Source organism: Bradyrhizobium sp. LMG 9283 (assembly GCF_045571415.1).
GTDB lineage: Bacteria > Pseudomonadota > Alphaproteobacteria > Rhizobiales > Xanthobacteraceae > Bradyrhizobium.
The window spans coordinates 8041035-8060590 of sequence record NZ_CP120691.1; the positions used below are offsets into that span (position 1 = coordinate 8041035).

The following is a 19556-nucleotide window of genomic DNA, read 5'->3' on the forward strand; positions in this document are numbered from 1 at the left end:
GCGCGCTTGAGGCGCGCTTGTCCGGGACGACAGCGGAATGGGGCAAATTGCGCCTCACCCAACCGAATCTTAACGAATGGTTGCTAAGTCCCAACCCTGTAGCGGCGTGCGGAACGCGCTTGGGGATTTTAGAATTGGCCGTGACGGATGCACCACCCGCAACGACCGGAGCGGCCGGGCTGATCGCGCGGCTGCGCGGCAAGCTCGCGGGCGGATCGAGCGAGGCGTCGCTGACGCGGCGGCTCGCCGGCACCATCTTCGTCATCCGCGTCATCAGCGCCGGGCTTGCCTATGTCTCGCAGGTGCTGCTGGCGCGCTGGATGGGCACGTCCGACTACGGCATCTATGTCTATGTCTGGACTTGGGTGCTGCTGCTCGGCAGCATGATGGATTTCGGCATCTCGGCGTCCGCACAAAAGATCATCCCGGAGTACCGCACCAGCGGCGAGCATGCGCTGCTGCGCGGGTTCCTCTCCGGCAGCCGCTGGCTGACCTTTGCCGTATCCACCCTGGTGTCGCTCGGCCTTGCCGGCATCGTCAAACTGCTGTCGCCCTGGATCGATCCGGCCGAGGTGCTGCCGCTCTATATCGGCTGCATGACGTTGCCGGCTTTCGTGGTCGCCAACACCCAGGACGGCATCGCGCGCTCGCACGACTGGATGCAGCTCGGCCTGATGCCGCAATTCATCATCCGCCAGGCGCTGATCATCGGCATCACGGCGCTCGCCTTCCTGCTCGGCTATCATCTCGGCGCGGTCGCGGCGATGGTTGCGAGCCTGGGCGCGGTGTGGATCGCGATGACCGGGCAGATGGTGGTATTGAACCGCAAGCTCGCAGATCACATCGAGTCGGGACCAAAGGCCTATGACGTCAGAGGCTGGCTCGCCGTCTCATTGCCGATCCTGCTGGTCGAAAGCTTCTACCTGCTCTTGTCCTACACCGACGTGCTGGTGCTGCAGCAGTTCCGCCCGTCCGACGAGGTCGGCGTCTATTTCGCCGTGGTGAAGACGCTGGCGCTGGTTTCGTTCATGCATTACGCGATGTCGGCGACGACGGCACACCGATTTGCCGAATACAATGCGCTCGGGGACAAGGCGCGCCTATCAGCCTATGTCGCGCACGCGATCAACTGGACATTCTGGCCGTCGCTGGCGGCGACCATCGTGCTGCTCGCGCTCGGCAAGCCGCTGCTCTGGCTGTTCGGGTCGCAATTCACGGTCGGCTACGACATCATGTTCATCGCTGCGATCGGCCTCGTAGTGCGCGCCGCGATCGGCCCGGTCGAGCGCCTGCTCAACATGCTCGACCAGCAGAAGATCTGCGCGCTGGCCTATGCGCTGGCCTTCGTGATGAACGTCGTGCTCTGCATTGCGCTGGTACCGCGCTTCGGCGGCCACGGCGCGGCGGCCGCGACCTCGATCTCGCTGACCTTCGAGACGGTGCTCTTGTTCTGGATCGTGCGGCAGCGGCTGGGACTGCACGTGCTGGCGTTCGGAAAATAGCTCTGCCTGCCCTGCCGCTTGAGAAATGCCTATTGCGTGAAAAGCCCGGGAACGAGGCAAAACGACTACCCGCCCCCAACCCGCAGCACGATTTTTCTTATTCCGTCCAAGTAGTTGCGCCTCGGGGAAAGTCTATTCTACGTCATATTGCCCGACCGACGAGATAAACCTAAGATTCCCCTGACCATGATCGATCCACTCTACGTCGCCTCTGGATTTGGTGTCGGCCTGCTCGTAGGCATGACCGGCGTAGGCGGCGGCTCGTTGATGACACCGCTGCTGATCCTGCTGTTCGGCGTCCATCCTTCTACCGCGGTCGGAACCGACCTGCTCTATGCCGCCGCGACCAAGACCGGCGGCAGCATCGTACACGGCTGGTCGCGCAGCGTGCACTGGCCGGCGGTGCTGCGGCTCGCCTGCGGCAGCATTCCAGCAAGCGCGCTGACGCTGCTGGTGTTGTGGAAGCTCGACCTCAAGAGCGATGCCGAGCGCAGCCTCGTCAATCTTGTGCTGTGCTTCGCGCTGCTGCTGACCGCGACGTCGCTGATCTTCCGCAAAGCCATCATGGAGCGTTATCGAAAGCGCCTCGAGCAGGTCGACGAGCGCACCACTGCGATTGCGACCGTCATCACCGGCATCGTGCTCGGCGTGCTGGTCTCGATCTCCTCTGTCGGCGCCGGCGCGGTCGGCGTCACCGTCTTGCTGCTGCTCTATCCGCGCCTGCCGATGGCGACCATCGTCGGTTCGGACATCGCCCATGCCGTGCCGCTGACGCTGGTTGCCGGCATCGGGCACTGGGCGCTCGGCGACGTCGACTGGGGTCTGATGGGCGTGCTGCTGCTGGGCTCGCTGCCCGGCATCATCGTCGGCAGCTATAGCGCAACGCGCGTGCCCGAGACCGTGCTGCGCCTGACGCTTGCCTGCGTGTTGTTCGTGGTCGCCGGCAAGATCATGTTCGCGGAGTTGAATTTGTCGTCGGCGATCGTCACGGCGCTGGCGCGGAGCCATTGAGCGGCAACTGCCGCCTCGTTCTCGCTCTCGTAGGGTGGGCAAAGCGCAAGCGTGCCCACCATTTCAGCCAGCAATTGCGGAAAAATGGTGGGCACGGCGCTTGCGCGCCTTTGCCCACCCTACGGCATCGAGACCTTACTCCGCCGTCCAGCCGCCGTCGATCGAGAGATTGGAGCCGGTGATCTGCGCGGCGGCGTCGCTGCACAGGAACAGAGCGAGGGCGGCCACCTGCTCGGAGGTGACGAACTCCTTGGTCGGCTGGGCATCGAGCAGCACGTCGTTGATGACCTGCTCGCGTGTCAGATTGCGCGCCTTCATGGTGTCGGGGATCTGCTTCTCGACGAGCGGCGTCCAGACATAGCCTGGGCTGATGCAGTTGCAGGTGATCTTGTGGGTCGCGACCTCCAGCGCCACGGTCTTGGTGAGACCGGCGATGCCGTGCTTGGCTGAGACATAGGCCGACTTGAAAGGCGAGGCGACCAGCGAATGTGCCGACGCCGTGTTGATGATGCGGCCCCAGCCCTTCTTCTTCATGCCGGGAACGGCGGCGCGGATGGCATGGAAGGCCGAGGACAGGTTGATAGCGATGATCTGGTCCCACTTCTCCAGCGGGAATTCCTCGATCGGCGAGACGAACTGGATGCCGGCATTGTTGACGAGGATGTCGACCGAGCCGAAGGTCTTCTCGCCGAGCGCGATCATCCCGGCGATTTCGGCCGGCTTGGTCATGTCGGCGGGCGAGTAGACGGCCTTGACGCCGAAATCGGATTCGATCTTGGCGCGTTCCTTCTCGATGTCCTCGGGCGAGCCGAAGCCGTTGATGACGACGTTGGCTCCGGCGGCGGCGAAGGCGCGCGCGTAAGCGAGCCCGATGCCGCTGGTCGACCCGGTCACGACGGCGTTCTTGCCTGACAGACTACCCATTTCATTCGCTCCTTTTTGCCGAGGGTGCGGTGACGTCCCCCGTGAGATCGTAGGTCACCATGGTCTCGCCGGACTGTGGCCGCTCGAGCCAATCCTTGTGACGCATCGACAGATGGACGTCGCGGACGCCGGCTTCCCAATGCTCGACCATGGCAACGTGCGAGAAATCGTAATCCTTGGACGAGGATTCGTAGTTCTTGCTGCGGTAGATCAGATGCACCACGGTGACGGTGCTTTCGCGCGACACTTTCGCCAGGAATTCGACGGAAGGATCGTTCTTGAGATAGTCCGGCAATTTGCCGATCAGGTCGCGCACGGCCCTGCGCGCATTGTGCAGCTTCTTGTTCTTGTCGGTGTTCATCCGCGTGCGGCTGGAATAGCGGATGTCCTTCTCGCGCTCGGCGGCCTCAAGCAGCGAATTCGGCAGGTCGCCGCGCGCGGAAAACAAGTCGACCTGGAAGATCAGCATGTCGCGTTCGACCTCGGCATCAAGCACGTAGTCGAGCGGGGTGTTGGAGGCGATGCCGCCGTCCCAATAATGCTCGCCGTCGATAACGACGGAGGGAAAGCCGGGCGGCAGCGCGCCGGAGGCCATGATGTGCTCGGGGCCGATCTTCTTGCCGAGCTTCTTGAACTCGTAATTGTCGAAATATTTGAAGTTGCCCGAGGTGACGCCGACCGCGCCGACCGACAGCCGCGTCTTCAGATCATTGATGCGATCGAAATCGACGAGACGCTCCAGCGTCTTCTTGAGCGGCGAGGTGTCGTAATAGCTCTCCGCCTCGGGATGCCCCGGTGGCCAGAGCGGCGCCGGTGGAATGCGCGGCGTGAAGAAGCCGGGCACACCGAACGTCGCAATCAGCGCGGCGCTGGTCGAATTGAACAGCTCGCGGCTGTGGTCGCTCTTGCCGACAGGCTTCCACGGCACCGGCGCGGAGACCATTTCCCAGAATTCCTTCAGCCGCTTGACGCGGGTGTGGCCCTCGTTCCCGGCGATGATGGCGGCGTTGACCGCGCCGATCGAGATGCCGGCGATCCATTCCGGCTCGAAGCCGTAGCCGCACAGCGCCTGATAGGCGCCGGCCTGATAGGAGCCGAGCGCGCCGCCGCCCTGGAGGACCAGGACGCGTTGCGCATTGGCGGGGACGCTGGCGGATTCCGGACTATGATCGGTCATAAGGAAACAATAGCAAATGGCGCGACACCGTGGCGACACTCCGCCGCGGCGTCAATGCATCCCGGATCAAGTCTGGCTTATCGGGGCTCCGTCGAGGCCAGGATCATGGTCCAGAACACCTTGTATTTGGTGCCGGGAGCATAGCTCGCCGCGATGCCCAATTTTGTGACACCGCCCTTGAGCATGTTGGCGCGGTGAGGAGGCGAGTCGCGCCAGCCGGAAAACGCTTCCGCCAGCGTATGATAGCCGGCCGAGATGTTCTCGACCGCCACGGTCGCGGGATAGCCGCCGGTGGCCAGCCGCTTGGCCAGCGGCGCGCGAACGTCGTGGTCCATCTTGTTGGCGGCCGCCATGGCGCCAGACTGGGATTCGGCGAGCAGCATCAGGTCGGGGTCGACAATGACGGTGCCGAGCCCGTTGTTCTGGCGATATTGCGAGATCATCACCGCGGCGGCCTGCGCATCGAGCTTGGAGCCCGGGACCGCCATGTCGGCATACATCGACGGCTGCTGGACCGGTGCTTCGTTGCCGGCACAGCCGGCGAGCAGCAAAGTGACAAGAATTGCGGCCGCAGCGCGCATGTTTAGAGGCCCCCAAATGAGGGGCCGTTGTTGCATACCAACCGTGGCTGAAAGGTGAATTTTGCGGAAAATTTGAGCCGTCATTCCGAGGCGCGCGTCAGCGCGAACTCTGGTGCGCAATGGCGCACCTGAGAATCTCGCGCGACATCTCGGGATTACGGGTTCGATGCTCGGCATCGCCCCGAAATGACAAGGGGATTTCTAGCCCGCAAATATCCGGTAGCGGCGGGGCTCGAGGCCGATGGTGTCGCCGGCACGCAGTTCCCGGTCGCGGGGGGCGTCGATCTCGATGGTTTCGCCGCCTGACAGAGCGACCTCGGCGCGCTGCACGGGACCGAAATTGCGGACGTGCTGCACAGCGCCCTCGAAGGCGCCGGTGCCGGGCGGCCCTACCAGCATATCATGTCGCCGCACGAACAGTCGTGACGCGCCAGGCGCAAGCCCGCCGACGGCGAGATCGAGCGGCCGGTCACCGAGCCGAACCGCACCATTAGCGACATCGACCGGCAGCACGATGGACTCGCCGATGAAACCGTGCACGAAGGCGGTCGCCGGGTTGTCGTAGACCTCATCGGGCGAGCCGATCTGCTCGATCCTGCCCTTGTCCATCACCACGACGCGGTTGGCGACTTCCAGCGCCTCCTCCTGGTCGTGGGTGACGAAGATGGAGGTGACGTTGATCTCGTGATGCAGCGAGCGCAGCCATTTGCGCAGCTCTTTCCGCACCTTGGCATCCAGCGCACCGAAGGGCTCGTCGAGCAGGAGAATGCGCGGCTCGATCGCGAGCGCGCGGGCAAGCGCGATGCGCTGGCGCTGGCCGCCGGAGAGCTGGCTCGGATAGCGGTCGGAAAGCCAGTCGAGCTGCACCAGGTCGAGCAGCTCTTTTACGCGCGCACGGATGGTCGCTTCATCCTTCCGGACTGCGCGCGGCTGCACGCGCAGGCCGAAGGCTACGTTCTCGAACACGGTCATGTGCCGGAACAGCGCGTAGTGCTGGAACACGAAGCCGACGTGACGCTCGCGCGCGCCCTGCGCCAGCGCGTCCTCACCGTTGAAGGAGACTTCGCCCGAATCAGGCCAGTCGAGACCGGCAATGATCCGCAGCAAGGTGGTCTTGCCGGAGCCGGAGGGACCGAGCAGCGCCAGCAATTCGCCGTTATCGACCTTGAGGTCGACGCCGTCGAGGGCGGCAAAACTGCCGAACTTCTTGACGAGATTCCTGACTTCAATGGTCACTGGCGTCTTCTCCTTCGTCGAGATGACGTTCGAGAACGGTTTTTGCGATCAGCGTGATCAGCGCCAGCATCGCCAGCAGCGAGGCGATCGCGAAGGCGGCGACGAACTGGTACTCGTTGTAGAGAATCTCGACCAGCAGCGGCATGGTGTTGGTCTCGCCCCGGATGTGGCCGGAGACGACGGAGACCGCGCCGAACTCGCCCATCGCTCGAGCGTTGCAGAGCAGGACGCCGTAGAGCACGCCCCATTTGATGTTGGGCAGGGTGACGCGGAAGAAGGTTTGCAGGCCGGAGGCGCCGAGGGAGATCGCGGCCTCCTCCTCCTGCGTGCCCTGCTCCTGCATGAGCGGGATCAGCGCGCGTGCCACGAACGGGAAGGTCACGAAGGTGGTGGCGAGCGCGATGCCTGGCACGGCAAACAGGATCTGAATGTCGTGATCCCGTAGCCAGGTGCCGAAATAGCCTTGCGCGCCGAACAGCAGCACGAAGACGAGGCCCGAGATCACCGGACTGACCGAGAACGGCAGGTCGATCAGCGTGATCAGGAAGGTCTTGCCCTTGAAGTCGAACTTGGCGATGGCCCAGGCGGCGAGGAGGCCGAACACCAGATTGAGGCCGACCGAAATCGCCGCGACAATCAACGTCAGCTTGATCGCCGCCATCGCCTCCGGCTCCGCCAGCGCGGCGAAATAGGCGAGGATGCCGCGCGAGAACGCCTGCGCGAACACGACAACGAGCGGTAGCACGACGAAGACGGTGAGGAACATGATCGCCAGCGTGATGATGGCGATGCGCACCGCGCGCGGCTCGGTGCGGAGGTTGTCGCGCGCTGCCGCCGCATGCGCGCGCGCCTTTGCACGTGCCTTGGCGTCGGAGGCCGAGAGCGACACGGAATCTGCGATCTGCATCGTCATGATCTGCCCTCAGCGTGCCGGAATCCGGCTCTGCGCCCAGCGCTGGAGCCGGTTGACGGCGAAGATGATGACGAAGGAGACGACGAGCATGACAACCGCGATGGCGGTTGCATCGGCATAGCGGAATTCGGAGAGCCGGATCACGATCAGGAGCGGCGCGATCTCGGAGACGTTGGGCAGATTGCCGGCGATGAAGATCACAGAGCCATATTCGCCGACCGCGCGGGCGAAGGCGAGCGCGAGGCCCGTGAGCAGCGCCGGTGCGAGCGACGGCAGGATCACGCGGATGATGGTCTGCCAGCGGCTGGCGCCGAGACTGCCCGCGGCCTCCTCGATCTCGGGATCGAGATCCTGGAGCACCGGCTGCACCGTGCGCACCACGAAGGGAATGCCGATGAAAATCATGGCGACGAAGATGCCGACCGGGGTGAACGCCACCTTGATGCCGAGTGCTGCGAGCGGCGCGCCCAGCCAGCCCTTCTCGGCGAACAGCGCGGTCAGCGCGACGCCGGCGACCGCCGTGGGCAGCGCGAAGGGCACGTCGACGATGGCATCGAAGATGCGCCGGCCGGGAAAGCGGTAGCGCACCAGTGCCCAGACGATGATGCTGCCCATCACCAGATTGACGCAGGCCGCCGCGAAAGCGAGCCCGAACGACACGCGGAGCGCGTTCAGGGTGCGGCGACTGGAAAGGATGTTCCAGAACTGCTCGGGACTGAGCTCGAGCGATTTCAGGAACAGGCCGGCGAGCGGAATCAGGATGATGACGGACAGCCAGGAAAGCGTCAGTCCCATGGTGAGACCGAAGCCCGGCAACGTCCGACGTCGTGCAGCAATTGCGCTCACCCGGCCCCCTGCTGAAAGCCCCTACGACAGCGCCCGATCAGTTCTTGTAGATCTGATCGAAGACGCCGCCGTCGGCGAAATGTTCCTTCTGCGCCTTGGTCCAACCGCCGAAAACGTCGTCGATCGTGAACAGTTCGACCTTGGCGAAGGCGTTTTCGTACTTCTTGGCGATTTCGGCATCGCGCGGACGGTAGAAGTTGCGCGCGGCGATCTCCTGACCTTCCTTCTTGTACCAATATTGGAGGTAGGCGTCGGCAGCGTTGCGGGTGCCTTTCTTATCGGCAACCTTGTCGACGATCGCGACCGGCGGCTCGGCCAGGATCGATTGCGGCGGCGCCACGATCTCGAACTTGTTTGCGCCGAACTCTTTCAGCGCGAGGTACGCCTCGTTCTCCCAGGCGAGCAGCACGTCGCCGACGCCGCGCTCGACAAAGGTCACGGTGGCGCCGCGCGCGCCCGTATCGAGTACCGGAACCTGCTGGTAGAGCTTTCCGATGAACTCCTTGGCCTTGTCGGCCGAGCCGTACTTCTTCTGGGCAAAGCCCCAGGCTGCAAGATAATTCCAGCGCGCGCCGCCTGATGTCTTCGGGTTCGGCGTGATCACGGCGACGCCCGGCTTGAGCAGGTCGTCCCAGTCCTTGATGCCCTTGGGATTGCCCTTGCGGACCAGGAACACGATGGTCGAGGTGTAGGGTGATGAATTCTGCGGCAGCCGCTTCTGCCAGTCGGCAGCGGTGAGGCCCTTGCCGGCGATCGCGTCGATGTCATAGGCGAGTGCGAGCGTCACCACGTCAGCCTGCAACCCGTCGATCACCGCGCGCGCCTGCGACCCGCTGCCGCCATGCGACTGCTTGATCTCGACGCTCTTGCCGGTTTCCTTCCGATAGGCGTTCGCGAACGCCCTGTTGAACTCGACATAGAGCTCGCGTGTCGGATCGTATGACACGTTCAACAAATTGATATCGGCGGCGAGAGCCGAGCTTGCCCAGAGGAGTCCTGCAGCGAGCGGAACGATACGGCGCATCATGTCCATCTCCATTCACTTCGCCGACGTCGGTGTCAGCGAAGACGTGCAGGCGAAACTCGTGGCGAAACGCTCTTAAGTCAACGGAACCGAATTTTCTTGTTCGCAGCGTGGCAGCGTGACTGTGCTACGAAATCTTCATCGTGTGGATGCCGCATTCCGTCTTGGCGCGGCCGCGCCAGCGACCGGCGCGTGCATCCTCGCCTTCAGCCGTTCTGCTGGTACAAGGCATACACCCGACCGACAGGAAACCGGAGGCGGCCAATGGATGACGCGGCAATTTGGCGCGGGTGAAGATCGCCTCGATCTCCTCGTGCGAGACATTGGCAAAGGGATTGAACTTCAACCGCGCGCCATCGTCCTCGACGACCGGAATGTCGGCGCGCGCATTGCCCTGGAACCGCTTGCGGCCGTTGAGCCAGGCATCGAACGGTTTCAGCGCGCGCGCCAGCGGCTCGACCTTACGGATGCGGCAGCAGGCGTCGGGGTCGGAGAACCAGAGGTCGCGATCGGGGTCTTCGCGCGACAGCGTCTCCTCGGCAGGCTTGATCGAGCGGACGTCCTTCAGGCCCAGCGTCGCAATCAGTGTATCGCGATAGGCCAGCGTCTCCTCGAACAACCAACCGGTGTCGAGAAAGATCACCGGAATCGCAGGATCGACATCCGCCATCACCTTCAGCAACGTCGCCGATTCCGTGCCGAAGGAGGACACGAGCGCGAGCTTCTCGCGCCCGACCGTCTTCAGCGCCGCGGCGATGATCTCCGCGGGCGAAGCGTCGCGCAAGGCGCGATCGAGCTCTTCCGCCGAAGGAAACGCGGACACGGAGGAGAGCTGGGGCGCGATCACGTTCACGTGCCGACACCTTCGGAGTGACGCAACTGCATGCGACGGTGCAGCGCCGTGATGCGGCCGTCGCCGGTCGGCTGGTAGAACACCGAATAGCGCTTCGCCGTCTGCATGAACGCTTCCGCGTCGGCCTGCTTCTTGACCTCGAAGGCATCGAAGCCGGCACGCAGCATGAACACGAACTGGTCGCGCAGCACCTGGCCGGTCGCACGCAACTCGCCGCGATAGTTATAGCGTTCGCGCAGCAGCCGCGCCTGGCTGTAGGCGCGTCCGTCGCGGAAGGTCGGGAACACCAGCGCGACGGCGGCGACCTTGCCGAGATACGGCACGAGCTCGGCGATATCGCGATTGTTCGGCCAGATCACGCCAACCTTGCCCGAACGCTTGAGCAGCGCGTCGGCCTCGCCGAGAAAGCGCTCGGCCGGCACCAGTATGTCGCCGCCCTCGGGCAGCGGTGTGTCGACGGCCAGCTTGACGAAGCTGTCGTCGACGATCTTTCCGCCGTTAACGAGTGGCATAGACGCGCTCCTTGAAGGGTTCGACGCCGAGGCGCTTTACCGTATCCATGAACAATTCTTCGGGCCGCTCGCGCAGCGCCAGATAGGCTTCCACGATGTCCTCGACGACGTCGGCGACCTCGTCGAACTTGACGCCGGGACCGATCAGGGTGCCGAGCGCGGCGTTCTCGTCGGCGCGGCCGCCGATGGTGATCTGGTAGACCTCCTCGCCGTTCTTCTCGACGCCGAGAATGCCGATATGGCCGACATGGTGATGGCCGCAGGCATTGATGCAGCCGGAAATGTTGATGTGGAGGCGGCCGATCAGGTTGGCGAGCTCATGGTTGGCAAAGCGCCGTGTCAGCTCCTGCGCGATCGGGATCGAGCGCGCATTCGCCAGCGAGCAATAGTCGAGCCCCGGGCAGGCGATGATGTCGGTGATCAGGTTGACGTTGGGCGTCGCAAGCCCGAGCTTGTCGAGCGCCTTCCACAGCGCCGGCAAATCGCGCTTGGCGACGTGCGGCAGCGCGAGGTTCTGCTCGTGGCCGACGCGGATCTCGCCGAACGAATATCTGTCGGCGAGATCGGCGAGCGCATCCATCTGCTCGGCCGTGGCATCGCCCGGAGGCCCGCCGGTCGGCTTCAGCGAGATCGTGACGATCGAATAGCCCTGCACCTTGTGCGGAGCCACCGAGTTCTTGCGCCACGCCTCGAAGTTAGGGTCGGCTGCGGCCTGGCGCAGCTCGTCCGGCATGTGCGGCAGCTTCTCGTAGGCCGGATAGGTGAAGCGCGAGCGGATATCCTCGATCACCTCGTCGTCGATCTGGAGCGAGGAGTTGCGGATGTGCTGCCACTCGTCCTCGACCTCGCGCGAGAACTTCTCGATGCCGAGCTCATGCACCAGGATCTTGATGCGCGCCTTGTAAATGTTGTCGCGGCGGCCGTACTGGTTGTAGACGCGTAAGATAGCCTCGATGTAGCTGAGGATGTCCCGGCCGTGCACGAAGTGCTTGATGGTCTTGGCGATGAAAGGCGTGCGGCCGAGCCCGCCGCCGACCAGAACCTCGAAACCGGTCTCGCCCTTCTCGTTCTTGATCAGGCGAAGGCCGATGTCGTGGATCTTGATCGCGGCGCGATCGTGGTCCGAGGCGGTGATCGCGATCTTGAACTTGCGCGGCAGGAACGAGAATTCCGGGTGCAACGTGGTGTGCTGGCGGATCAGCTCCGACCAGATGCGGGGATCCTCGATCTCGCCCGGCGCGACGCCGGCCCACTGGTCCGAGGTGACGTTGCGCATGTTGTTGCCGGAGGTCTGCATCGCATGGATGCCGACCTTGGCGAGATCGGCCAGCGCGTCCGGCAATTCGGCGAGCTTGATCCAGTTGAACTGGATATTCTGCCGCGTGGTGAAATGGCCGTAGCCGCGATCGTATGTGCGCGCGACATGCGCGAGCGCCCGCAGCTGGTTTGTCGCCAGCGTGCCGTAGGGAATCGCGACGCGGAACATGTAGGCGTGGAGTTGCAGATAGACGCCGTTCTGCAGGCGCAGGATCTTGAACTCGTCCTCGGTGAGCTCGCCGGAGAGGCGGCGCTTCACCTGGTCGCGGAACTCCGAGACGCGCTCGTTGACGAGCGTGCGGTCGATTTCGTCGTAAGCGTACATAGAGAATGCCTTAAACCTGGGCCGGCTGCCCGATCGTGACGCCGGTGCGGCGGATCTGTTCGCGCAGATTGCCCGGCAGGATCTTGCCGTCCTCGCCGACCTGCACGGGCGCGATATAGGGACCGATAGCACCGACGTCATCGGCCACCGCTTCCGCAAGCAACGCCTTGGCCTCGTCGGAGTTGCGCACGATCGCGGCTTCCGACAGGTCCGCGGACCAGCCCTTGGCAGCGGTGCGATAGACCACGATGCCGTCCCAGGTGCGGTTGGCGGTCACGATCGAGGGGCCGGCGATCTTGATCTTCTTCTGTTCAAGCGGAGAGGTCATTCGGCTGCATCCAAGAGGTCAGAGATGATTTGCTTTGAGGTTTGGCGGCGAAGCGAGCCGGCATGCCGGACCACGTCGCCGATGATGAGAATGGCGGGACCGCCATGAATCCGCCGCACGAGCTCGGGCAGGTCGCGCAGCGTACCGATCGCGCTTTGCGCATCCGGCCGCGTGACACGAGCGAACACGCCGACCGGCGTCTCCGGCGAGCGGCCGGATGCGAACAGGCCCGCGCGCACGGCCGGCGCTGCGGTCATGCCCATGTAGACCACGACGGTCATCTTGGTGTCGGTCAGCGTCGACCAGTCCACAGCTTCGGCATCGCGCGCCTTGTGCGCGGTGAGGAATGTGATGCGCGTCGCCTCATGGCGATAGGTGAGCGGCACCTCGAAATCGGCGGCGCCGCCGAGCCCTGCGGTGATACCAGGAATGATCGAATAGGCGACGCCGGCGGCGCGCAACGCTTCGACCTCTTCGCCGCCGCGGCCGAACACGAAGGGATCGCCGCCCTTAAGCCGCACCACACGCTGGCCTGATTGCGCGGCCTCGATCATGCGCTTGTTGATGGCGTCCTGACCGATGCCGGGCTTGCCGACGCGGCGGCCGACCGCAACGCGCGTGGTGTCGCGGCGAATGCGGTCGAGAATCTCGGGCGAGACCAGCTCATCGTGGAAGACGATATCGGCGTCCTGAAGTGCGCGCAGTGCCTTGATGGTGAGAAGGTCAGGGTCGCCGGGACCGGCGCCGACAAGCGCCACCGAGCCTTCAGGCTTGTCGGCGCGCGCGAATTCGGAGGGATCAGTGATGGCCTTGAGCGATGCGTCCGCTTCACCCTTGCGGCCGGCGAGCACGGCGGCGCCGATCGGGCCATCGATCACGCGCTCCCAAAAGCGGCGGCGCAGCGGAAACTCGGCAATGCGTTCGTTGATGGACTTGCGGAAGGTGCCAATGAACTCGGCGAGCTCGCCGATGCGCGCCGGCAGCAGCGCCTCGATCTTCTCGCGCACGCGCCGCGCCACCACCGGCGAGGTGCCGCCGGTGCCGACTGCGACCACGACGTCGCCGCGGTCGACGATGGCCGGGAAGATGAAGCTGGAGTGCTCGAGATCATCCATGACGTTGACGGGCAGGCCGAGCGCCTTGGCGCGAACCGACATCGCAACGCCAACATCGCCCGCGCCGGCGCAGACGACGGCGATGACGCCTGAGAGATCGGCGCTGAGCGGATCTGCCGACACGATTTCGATGCGCGCCGTGCTCTCGGCGCTCAAGCCAAGATCATGATTGCCGTCGATCGCGTGCACGCGGATGCGCGCGCCGGCAGCGGCGAGCACGCGCAGCTTGGCGCGCAAAAGCTCACCCGCGCCGATGAGGACCACCGGACCGGCCTTCAGATCGAGAAACACCGGCAAGAACCGCATGCGATACTCGCTTCCCCACAAACGGGGTTGACTGGAATTATTTTCTATATATGTCTCGTTTCGAGCGCGCAAAGAGAAAATTTTTTCTTCTCTTCTGCACTGCAACTATAGAATTTTCGCCTCCAAACGCAAAGTGGCAGAGATGCATCTTCTCAAGGACGATTCCGCTGCTGATCGACTGAGCAATCCGGCGCTCGCGGAGCGCGTGCGCGCGCAAGAATTTTCTGCCGAGCTTGCTCCAAGCATGGACCATCTCGATCAGCTCGAGGCGCAGAGTATCTACATCTTCCGCGAGGCCTTTGCCCGGCTGAAGAAGATTGCCCTGCTGTGGTCGCTCGGCAAGGACTCGAACGTCATGATCTGGCTGGCACGCAAGGCGTTCTTCGGCCGCATGCCGTTTCCGGCTCTGCACGTCGACACCGGCAAGAAATTTCCGGAGATGTATCGCTTCCGCGATCATTACGGCAAAGAGTGGGATCTCGACTTGCGTGTCGAGCCCTGCCCGCCGATCGATGCCGTCGACCCGACGCTGCCGCCGGCCGCGCGTTCCGCCGCGCGCAAGACCGAGGGCCTCAAAATGGCGCTCGCCAAGTATGGCTTCGACGGCCTGATCGCCGGGATCCGCCGCGACGAGGAGGCGACGCGCGCCAAGGAGCGCGTGTTCTCGCCGCGTGGATTGGAGGGCAATTGGGACGTGCGCGATCAGCCGCCGGAGTTCTGGGATCACTTCAACGCCTCGCCGCCGCAGGGTGCGCACTTACGCATCCATCCGATCCTGCATTGGACCGAGGCGGACATCTGGGCCTACACCAAGCGCGAGAACATCCCGATCATCCCGCTGTATCTCGCCAAGGATGGCAAGCGCTATCGCTCGCTGGGCGATCAAGACATCACGCATCCGGTCGCTTCGACCGCGTCGAGCATCGATGAGATCCTGATCGAGCTCGAACAGACCAAGGTGCCGGAGCGCTCGGGCCGCGCGCTCGACCACGAGACCGAGGACGCTTTCGAGCGCCTTCGCGTCGCCGGCTATCTCTGATTCCCAAGGACGCGAGCGTCGCATGAACATGATCGTCACTACGGCTTCGCCGGCAACTCCGAACGGCACCACGCGTCCGCAAGTACGCATCGTCATCGTCGGCCATGTCGACCACGGCAAATCGACGCTGGTCGGCCGCCTCCTGCACGAGACCGGCAGCCTGCCCGAGGGCAAGCTCGAGATGCTGAAAGCTGTCAGCGCGCGGCGCGGCATGCCGTTCGAATGGTCGTTCCTGCTCGACGCGCTGCAGACCGAGCGCGACCAGGGCATCACCATCGACACCACGCAGATCCGCTTCCGCACCAATTCGCGCGATATCGTGCTGATCGACGCGCCCGGCCATGCCGAATTCCTGCGCAACATGATCACCGGCGCGTCGCAGGCCGACGGCGCGGTGCTGATCATCGACGCGCTCGAAGGCGTGCGCGACCAGACAAGGCGGCACGGCTATCTCTTGCATCTGCTCGGCGTGAAGCAGGTTGCGGTCGTCGTCAACAAGATGGACCGGGTCGATTTCTCGGCCGAGCGCTTCAAGGAGATCAGCGACGAGATTTCGGCGCATCTCAATGGCCTCGGCGTGACGCCGACCGCGGTGATCCCGATTTCCGCGCGCGACGGCGACGGCGTCGCCGAGCGCACCGACCGCATCTCCTGGTACGAGGGCCCGACCGTGGTCGAGGCGCTTGACCGGCTCGAACCAGCACGGCCGCTGGAAGCGTTGGCGCTGCGGCTGCCGGTGCAGGCGATCTACAAGTTCGACGACCGCCGTATCGTGGCAGGCCGCATCGAGTCCGGCAGCCTCATTGCCGGCGACGAGATCGTGATCATGCCGGCCGGCAAGATCGCTAAGATCAAGACGGTGGAGAGCTGGCCGGTGACGCCGGTAACTAGCCGGCAGGGCGCGGGCCGCTCGGTTGGTATCACACTCGACCGCGAGCTGTTCGTCGAACGCGGCGACATCATCGCGCATGCCGGCACGGCCCCGCGCGAGACGCGGCGTCTGCGCGCGCGGATCTTCTGGCTGCACGACAAGCCGCTCGCCAAGGGCGACCAGCTGCTGGTGCGCTGCGGGCCGAAGGAAAGCCGCGCCACCGTCGTCGCGATCGAGAAGGCGGTCGATCCCGGCGAGCTCTCGAGCAGCGAGAACAAGGCGATCGGCCGCAACCATGTCGGCGAGATCGATATTTCGCTTTCGAATCCGATTGCCACCGATCCCTACACGGAGAATCCACGGACCGGCCGTCTCGTGATCGAGGTGTCCGGGCGCATCGCCGGCGGCGGTCTCGTGCTCTCAGTCGATGCCGGCCAACGCGCCGTGCCCGTCGACATCGTGCCGGTTGAATCGGCGCTGCGGCTCGACGAGCGCTCCGCGCGCTATCGCCACAACGGTGCCGTGGTCTGGCTCACCGGCCTGCCTGCCTCCGGCAAGTCGACGCTGGCGCGGGCCCTGGAGCGGCGTCTCTTCACCAATGGCGGCTCGCCGATCCTGCTCGACGGCGACACGCTGCGCGCCGGACTGAACAGCGATCTCGGCTTCTCCGCCGCCGATCGCAGCGAGAACATCCGCCGCCTCGCCGAGGTCGCGACGCATCTCGCCCGCAACGGCCACATCGCGATCGTCGCAGCGGTCTCGCCCGCGCGCGAGGACCGCGCCGCCGCGCGCCGCATCGCCGACACCGCGTTCCGCGAGATCCATGTCGCGACGCCGGCCGAAGTTTGCGAGGAGCGCGATCCCAAGGGCCACTACAAGAAGGCCCGCGCCGGCACGCTCGCGTCGTTCACCGGCATCGGCAACGACTACGAGGCGCCGCAGGCGGCCGAGCTCGTGATCGACACCTCGACACGGACAGTCGCCGAAGCAGCTGATGAGATCGAGCGCATGCTCAAGACGAGCGGCGTGCTGTTCGACGAACTCGTGGACCTCGCCGCGAATATTTGAGCGGCCAACCACCCGTTACATCATCGTGTTGTCCTGGCCAGGACAACGCCAATAGTCCCGTCATCCTGAGGTACGAGCCATGCGGCGCGGAGCGGCGCATGGGGCGCCTCGAAGGATGTACGGGCCCGATGCTAACCACCAGCCGGGCCGTCGCCCTTCGAGGGCCGCTGAAGAAGCGGCCACCTCAGGGTGACGGTGATAGATTGGTGATCGCGGCAGCATATGCTCCATTTTCGGGCGATAGACCTGTGCGCCCACACCTCTCCTTGACATTTTGACAAACCCCCGGGGGTCTTCTCACCGCCCCGATTTTGGGGCTAATAGGTCCCGAAAGCCGTCCCCTGTGGGCGCATTTTGCTGCTGTCGGGTCAAAAGCAGCCAAAAACAGCCATTTCCAACAAGAAAGCCCATCATGAAACGCGTCGACGCCCACGGATTGAAGATCGCTCCCGTCCTGTTTGACTTCATCGCCAAGGAAGCGACTCCGAAAACGGGGATCGCGCCGGATGCGTTCTGGGCCGGGGTTGCCGCCATCATCAAGGAGCTGGGGCCGAAGAACCGCGAACTGCTCGCTTTCCGCGACACGCTGCAGGCCAAGATCGACGATTGGCACCGCGCCAACAAGGGCAAGGCGTTCGACCTCGACGCCTATACCGCCTTCCTGAAGGAGATCGGCTATCTCGTGCCGGAGCCGGCGACGCAGAAGGTCGAGACCGCGAATGTCGACGAGGAGATCGGCAAGATCTGCGGCCCGCAGCTCGTCGTGCCCCTCACCAATGCGCGCTACGCGCTGAACGCCGCGAATGCACGCTGGGGCTCGCTCTACGATGCCTTCTACGGCACCGACGCGATCCCTCACGATCCGTCCGAAAGCGGCAAGGGCTACAACAAGGCGCGCGGCGACAGGGTGATCGCCAAGGCCAAGGCGTTCCTCGATACCGCCGTGCCGCTGGCGACCGGTAGCCACACCGACGTCACCGCCTACAGCGTCGTCGCGGGCCAGCTCGCGGTGAAGCTGAAGAGCGGCAACGCCACCGCGCTGAAGAACGCCGCGCAGTTCGTGGGCTTCCAGGGCGATGCGGCCGCGCCGAGCGCAGTGCTGCTGGTCAACAACGGCCTGCATATCGAGGTGAAAATCGATCGCAGCAGCGCGATCGGCAAGGACGATCCGGCCGGCGTCGCTGACATGATCATGGAGGCCGCGGTCTCCACCATCCTCGACATGGAGGATTCGGTCGCCGCGGTCGATGCCGATGACAAGGTGCTGGTCTACCGCAACACGCTCGGCCTGATGAACGGCACGCTGTCGGCCGATTTCGAGAAGGGCGGCAAGACGCTGACACGTTCACTCAATGCCGACCGCGTCTACAAGACGCCTGACGGCAAGGGCGAGCTCAAGCTGCACGGCCGCAGCCTGCTGCTGATGCGCAATTGCGGTCACCACATGTTCACCGACGCGGTGCTAGACGAGAATGGCGAGGAAGTTCCGGAAGGCCTGCTGGACGCCGCCGTCTCGGGCCTGCTTGCGATCCACGACCTCAAGGGAAACTCCAAGGTCAAGAACAGCCGCACGGGATCTGCCTATATCGTCAAGCCGAAGATGCACGGCCCGGACGAGGTGTCGCTCACCTGCGAGATCTTCGACCGCGTCGAGAAAATGCTCGGCCTGCCCGAGAACACGCTCAAGGTCGGCATCATGGACGAGGAGCGGCGCACCACCGTCAACCTCAAGGCCTGCATCCAGCGCGCCTCCAAGCGCATCATGTTCATCAACACCGGCTTCCTCGACCGCACCGGCGACGAGATCCACACCTCGATGGAAGCGGGCCCGATGATCCGCAAGAACGAGATGAAGGCGCAGGCCTGGATCAAGGCGTATGAGGACTGGAACGTCGATATGGGCCTGATCGACGGTCTGCCCGGCCACGCTCAGATCGGTAAGGGCATGTGGGCCGCGCCCGACAAGATGGCGGACATGCTGGTGCAGAAACTCGCGCACCCGCAGGCCGGCGCCACCACCGCCTGGGTACCCTCGCCGACCGCGGCGACGCTGCACGCGCTGCACTATCACCAGGTCAACGTGATCGCGCGCCAGCAGGAGCTCACCAAGGGCGGTCCGCGCGCGAAGCTCTCGGACATCCTCACCATTCCGGTGTCGAAGTCGAACTGGGCGCCCGACGACGTCAAGCAGGAGATCGACAACAACTGCCAGGGCATTTTGGGCTACGTTGTGCGCTGGATCGACCAGGGCGTCGGCTGCTCCAAGGTGCCCGACATCCACGATGTCGGCCTGATGGAGGACCGCGCCACCTTGCGCATCTCCAGCCAGCATCTCGCCAACTGGCTGCACCAGGGCGTGATCACCGAGGCGCAGGTGATGGAATCGCTCAAGCGCATGGCCATCGTGGTCGACAAGCAGAATGCGGGCGATCCGATCTACAAGCCGATGGCGCCCGCCTTCGACGGCGTCGCCTTCAAGGCGGCCTGCGACCTCATCTTCAAGGGCCGCGAGCAGCCGAATGGCTACACCGAATACATCCTCACCGCGCGCCGCCGCGAGGCCAAGGCGCTAGGCTGAGCCATCTCACTGAATGCCAAAAGCCCTGGC

At 64.4% G+C, this 19556-nt stretch carries 17 protein-coding genes; 5 read left to right on the forward strand and 12 right to left on the reverse strand.

The annotated features are described in order from the left end of the window. The first annotated feature begins 134 nt into the window (after positions 1–134). Complete coding sequence (locus P6U29_RS37410; RefSeq protein WP_407115126.1) at positions 135–1502, forward strand: flippase; 1368 nt, start codon at positions 135–137, stop codon at positions 1500–1502. Positions 1503–1688: 186 nt separating this feature from the next. Continuing rightward, a complete protein-coding gene (locus P6U29_RS37415) occupies positions 1689–2513 on the forward strand; it encodes a sulfite exporter TauE/SafE family protein (RefSeq protein ID WP_407115127.1) in 825 nt (274 codons plus the stop codon). A 135-nt stretch (positions 2514–2648) separates the two neighbouring features. Here the strand turns inward: P6U29_RS37415 and P6U29_RS37420 are convergent, their stop codons facing one another. The 12 genes from P6U29_RS37420 to cysG all read right to left on the reverse strand — a co-directional run bounded on the left by P6U29_RS37420 (position 2649) and on the right by cysG (position 13970). Continuing rightward, positions 2649–3437 (reverse strand): 3-hydroxybutyrate dehydrogenase, encoded by a 789-nt coding sequence (locus P6U29_RS37420; protein ID WP_407115128.1) that lies wholly within the window; start codon positions 3435–3437, stop codon positions 2649–2651. Position 3438: 1 nt separating this feature from the next. Beyond that, complete coding sequence (locus tag P6U29_RS37425; protein WP_407115129.1) at positions 3439–4614, reverse strand: DUF3734 domain-containing protein; 1176 nt, start codon at positions 4612–4614, stop codon at positions 3439–3441. Between the two features lie 77 nt (positions 4615–4691). Then, entirely contained in the window at positions 4692–5195 is a 504-nt protein-coding gene (locus P6U29_RS37430) for a CAP domain-containing protein (RefSeq protein WP_407115130.1), read from the reverse strand. A 201-nt stretch (positions 5196–5396) separates the two neighbouring features. Next, positions 5397–6431 (reverse strand): sulfate/molybdate ABC transporter ATP-binding protein, encoded by a 1035-nt coding sequence (locus P6U29_RS37435; RefSeq protein ID WP_407115131.1) that lies wholly within the window; start codon positions 6429–6431, stop codon positions 5397–5399. Then, positions 6421–7344: a sulfate ABC transporter permease subunit CysW gene (gene cysW / locus P6U29_RS37440; protein WP_407115132.1), complete on the reverse strand. Its 924-nt coding sequence runs from the start codon at positions 7342–7344 to the stop codon at positions 6421–6423. Before cysW ends, P6U29_RS37435 begins: the two co-directional genes overlap by 11 nt. 9 nt (positions 7345–7353) lie before the next feature. After that, positions 7354–8139: a sulfate ABC transporter permease subunit CysT gene (cysT, locus tag P6U29_RS37445; protein WP_063200835.1), complete on the reverse strand. Its 786-nt coding sequence runs from the start codon at positions 8137–8139 to the stop codon at positions 7354–7356. Positions 8140–8227: 88 nt separating this feature from the next. Continuing rightward, positions 8228–9229: a sulfate ABC transporter substrate-binding protein gene (locus P6U29_RS37450; RefSeq protein ID WP_407115133.1), complete on the reverse strand. Its 1002-nt coding sequence runs from the start codon at positions 9227–9229 to the stop codon at positions 8228–8230. 112 nt (positions 9230–9341) lie between these two features. Continuing rightward, positions 9342–10067: a phosphoadenylyl-sulfate reductase gene (locus P6U29_RS37455; RefSeq protein WP_407115134.1), complete on the reverse strand. Its 726-nt coding sequence runs from the start codon at positions 10065–10067 to the stop codon at positions 9342–9344. After that, complete coding sequence (locus tag P6U29_RS37460) at positions 10064–10579, reverse strand: DUF934 domain-containing protein (protein ID WP_407115135.1); 516 nt, start codon at positions 10577–10579, stop codon at positions 10064–10066. The genes P6U29_RS37455 and P6U29_RS37460 overlap by 4 nt, the downstream gene beginning before the upstream one ends. After that, the gene (locus P6U29_RS37465; protein ID WP_407115136.1) at positions 10566–12221 is read right to left on the reverse strand and encodes a nitrite/sulfite reductase; all 1656 of its coding nucleotides are present in this window, start codon (positions 12219–12221) and stop codon (positions 10566–10568) included. The genes P6U29_RS37460 and P6U29_RS37465 overlap by 14 nt, the downstream gene beginning before the upstream one ends. Positions 12222–12231: 10 nt before the next feature. Next, positions 12232–12549, reverse strand: coding sequence for a DUF2849 domain-containing protein (locus P6U29_RS37470; protein ID WP_407115137.1), 318 nt, complete (start codon positions 12547–12549; stop codon positions 12232–12234). Then, entirely contained in the window at positions 12546–13970 is a 1425-nt protein-coding gene (cysG, locus tag P6U29_RS37475) for a siroheme synthase CysG (protein WP_407115138.1), read from the reverse strand. Before cysG ends, P6U29_RS37470 begins: the two co-directional genes overlap by 4 nt. A gap of 244 nt (positions 13971–14214) precedes the next feature. Between cysG and cysD the strand changes: the two genes are divergently transcribed. The 3 genes from cysD (at position 14215) to P6U29_RS37490 (ending at position 19526) form a co-directional block, all read left to right on the forward strand. Continuing rightward, on the forward strand, positions 14215–15009 hold the full coding sequence (gene cysD / locus P6U29_RS37480) for a sulfate adenylyltransferase subunit CysD (protein ID WP_407119541.1): 795 nt from the start codon (positions 14215–14217) through the stop codon (positions 15007–15009). A 22-nt stretch (positions 15010–15031) separates the two neighbouring features. Then, positions 15032–16948, forward strand: coding sequence for an adenylyl-sulfate kinase (cysC, locus tag P6U29_RS37485; protein ID WP_407115139.1), 1917 nt, complete (start codon positions 15032–15034; stop codon positions 16946–16948). A gap of 412 nt (positions 16949–17360) precedes the next feature. After that, positions 17361–19526, forward strand: coding sequence for a malate synthase G (locus P6U29_RS37490; RefSeq protein WP_407115140.1), 2166 nt, complete (start codon positions 17361–17363; stop codon positions 19524–19526). Positions 19527–19556 lie beyond the last annotated feature (30 nt).

Excerpts from the sequence above, each read along its gene's own strand:
- P6U29_RS37415 (WP_407115127.1), top strand. The coding sequence starts at position 1,689 with ATGATCGATCCACTCTACGTCGCCTCTGGATTTGGTGTCGGCCTGCTC.
- P6U29_RS37460 (WP_407115135.1), bottom strand. The coding sequence starts at position 10,579 with ATGCCACTCGTTAACGGCGGAAAGATCGTCGACGACAGCTTCGTCAAG.
- P6U29_RS37430 (WP_407115130.1), bottom strand. The coding sequence starts at position 5,195 with ATGCGCGCTGCGGCCGCAATTCTTGTCACTTTGCTGCTCGCCGGCTGT.
- P6U29_RS37420 (WP_407115128.1), bottom strand. The coding sequence starts at position 3,437 with ATGGGTAGTCTGTCAGGCAAGAACGCCGTCGTGACCGGGTCGACCAGC.
- P6U29_RS37450 (WP_407115133.1), bottom strand. The coding sequence starts at position 9,229 with ATGGAGATGGACATGATGCGCCGTATCGTTCCGCTCGCTGCAGGACTC.
- P6U29_RS37425 (WP_407115129.1), bottom strand. The coding sequence starts at position 4,614 with ATGACCGATCATAGTCCGGAATCCGCCAGCGTCCCCGCCAATGCGCAA.
- P6U29_RS37470 (WP_407115137.1), bottom strand. The coding sequence starts at position 12,549 with ATGACCTCTCCGCTTGAACAGAAGAAGATCAAGATCGCCGGCCCCTCG.
- cysG (WP_407115138.1), bottom strand. The coding sequence starts at position 13,970 with ATGCGGTTCTTGCCGGTGTTTCTCGATCTGAAGGCCGGTCCGGTGGTC.
- cysD (WP_407119541.1), top strand. The coding sequence starts at position 14,215 with ATGGACCATCTCGATCAGCTCGAGGCGCAGAGTATCTACATCTTCCGC.
- cysW (WP_407115132.1), bottom strand. The coding sequence starts at position 7,344 with ATGACGATGCAGATCGCAGATTCCGTGTCGCTCTCGGCCTCCGACGCC.
- P6U29_RS37490 (WP_407115140.1), top strand. The coding sequence starts at position 17,361 with ATGAAACGCGTCGACGCCCACGGATTGAAGATCGCTCCCGTCCTGTTT.
- P6U29_RS37465 (WP_407115136.1), bottom strand. The coding sequence starts at position 12,221 with ATGTACGCTTACGACGAAATCGACCGCACGCTCGTCAACGAGCGCGTC.
- cysT (WP_063200835.1), bottom strand. The coding sequence starts at position 8,139 with ATGGGACTGACGCTTTCCTGGCTGTCCGTCATCATCCTGATTCCGCTC.
- cysC (WP_407115139.1), top strand. The coding sequence starts at position 15,032 with ATGAACATGATCGTCACTACGGCTTCGCCGGCAACTCCGAACGGCACC.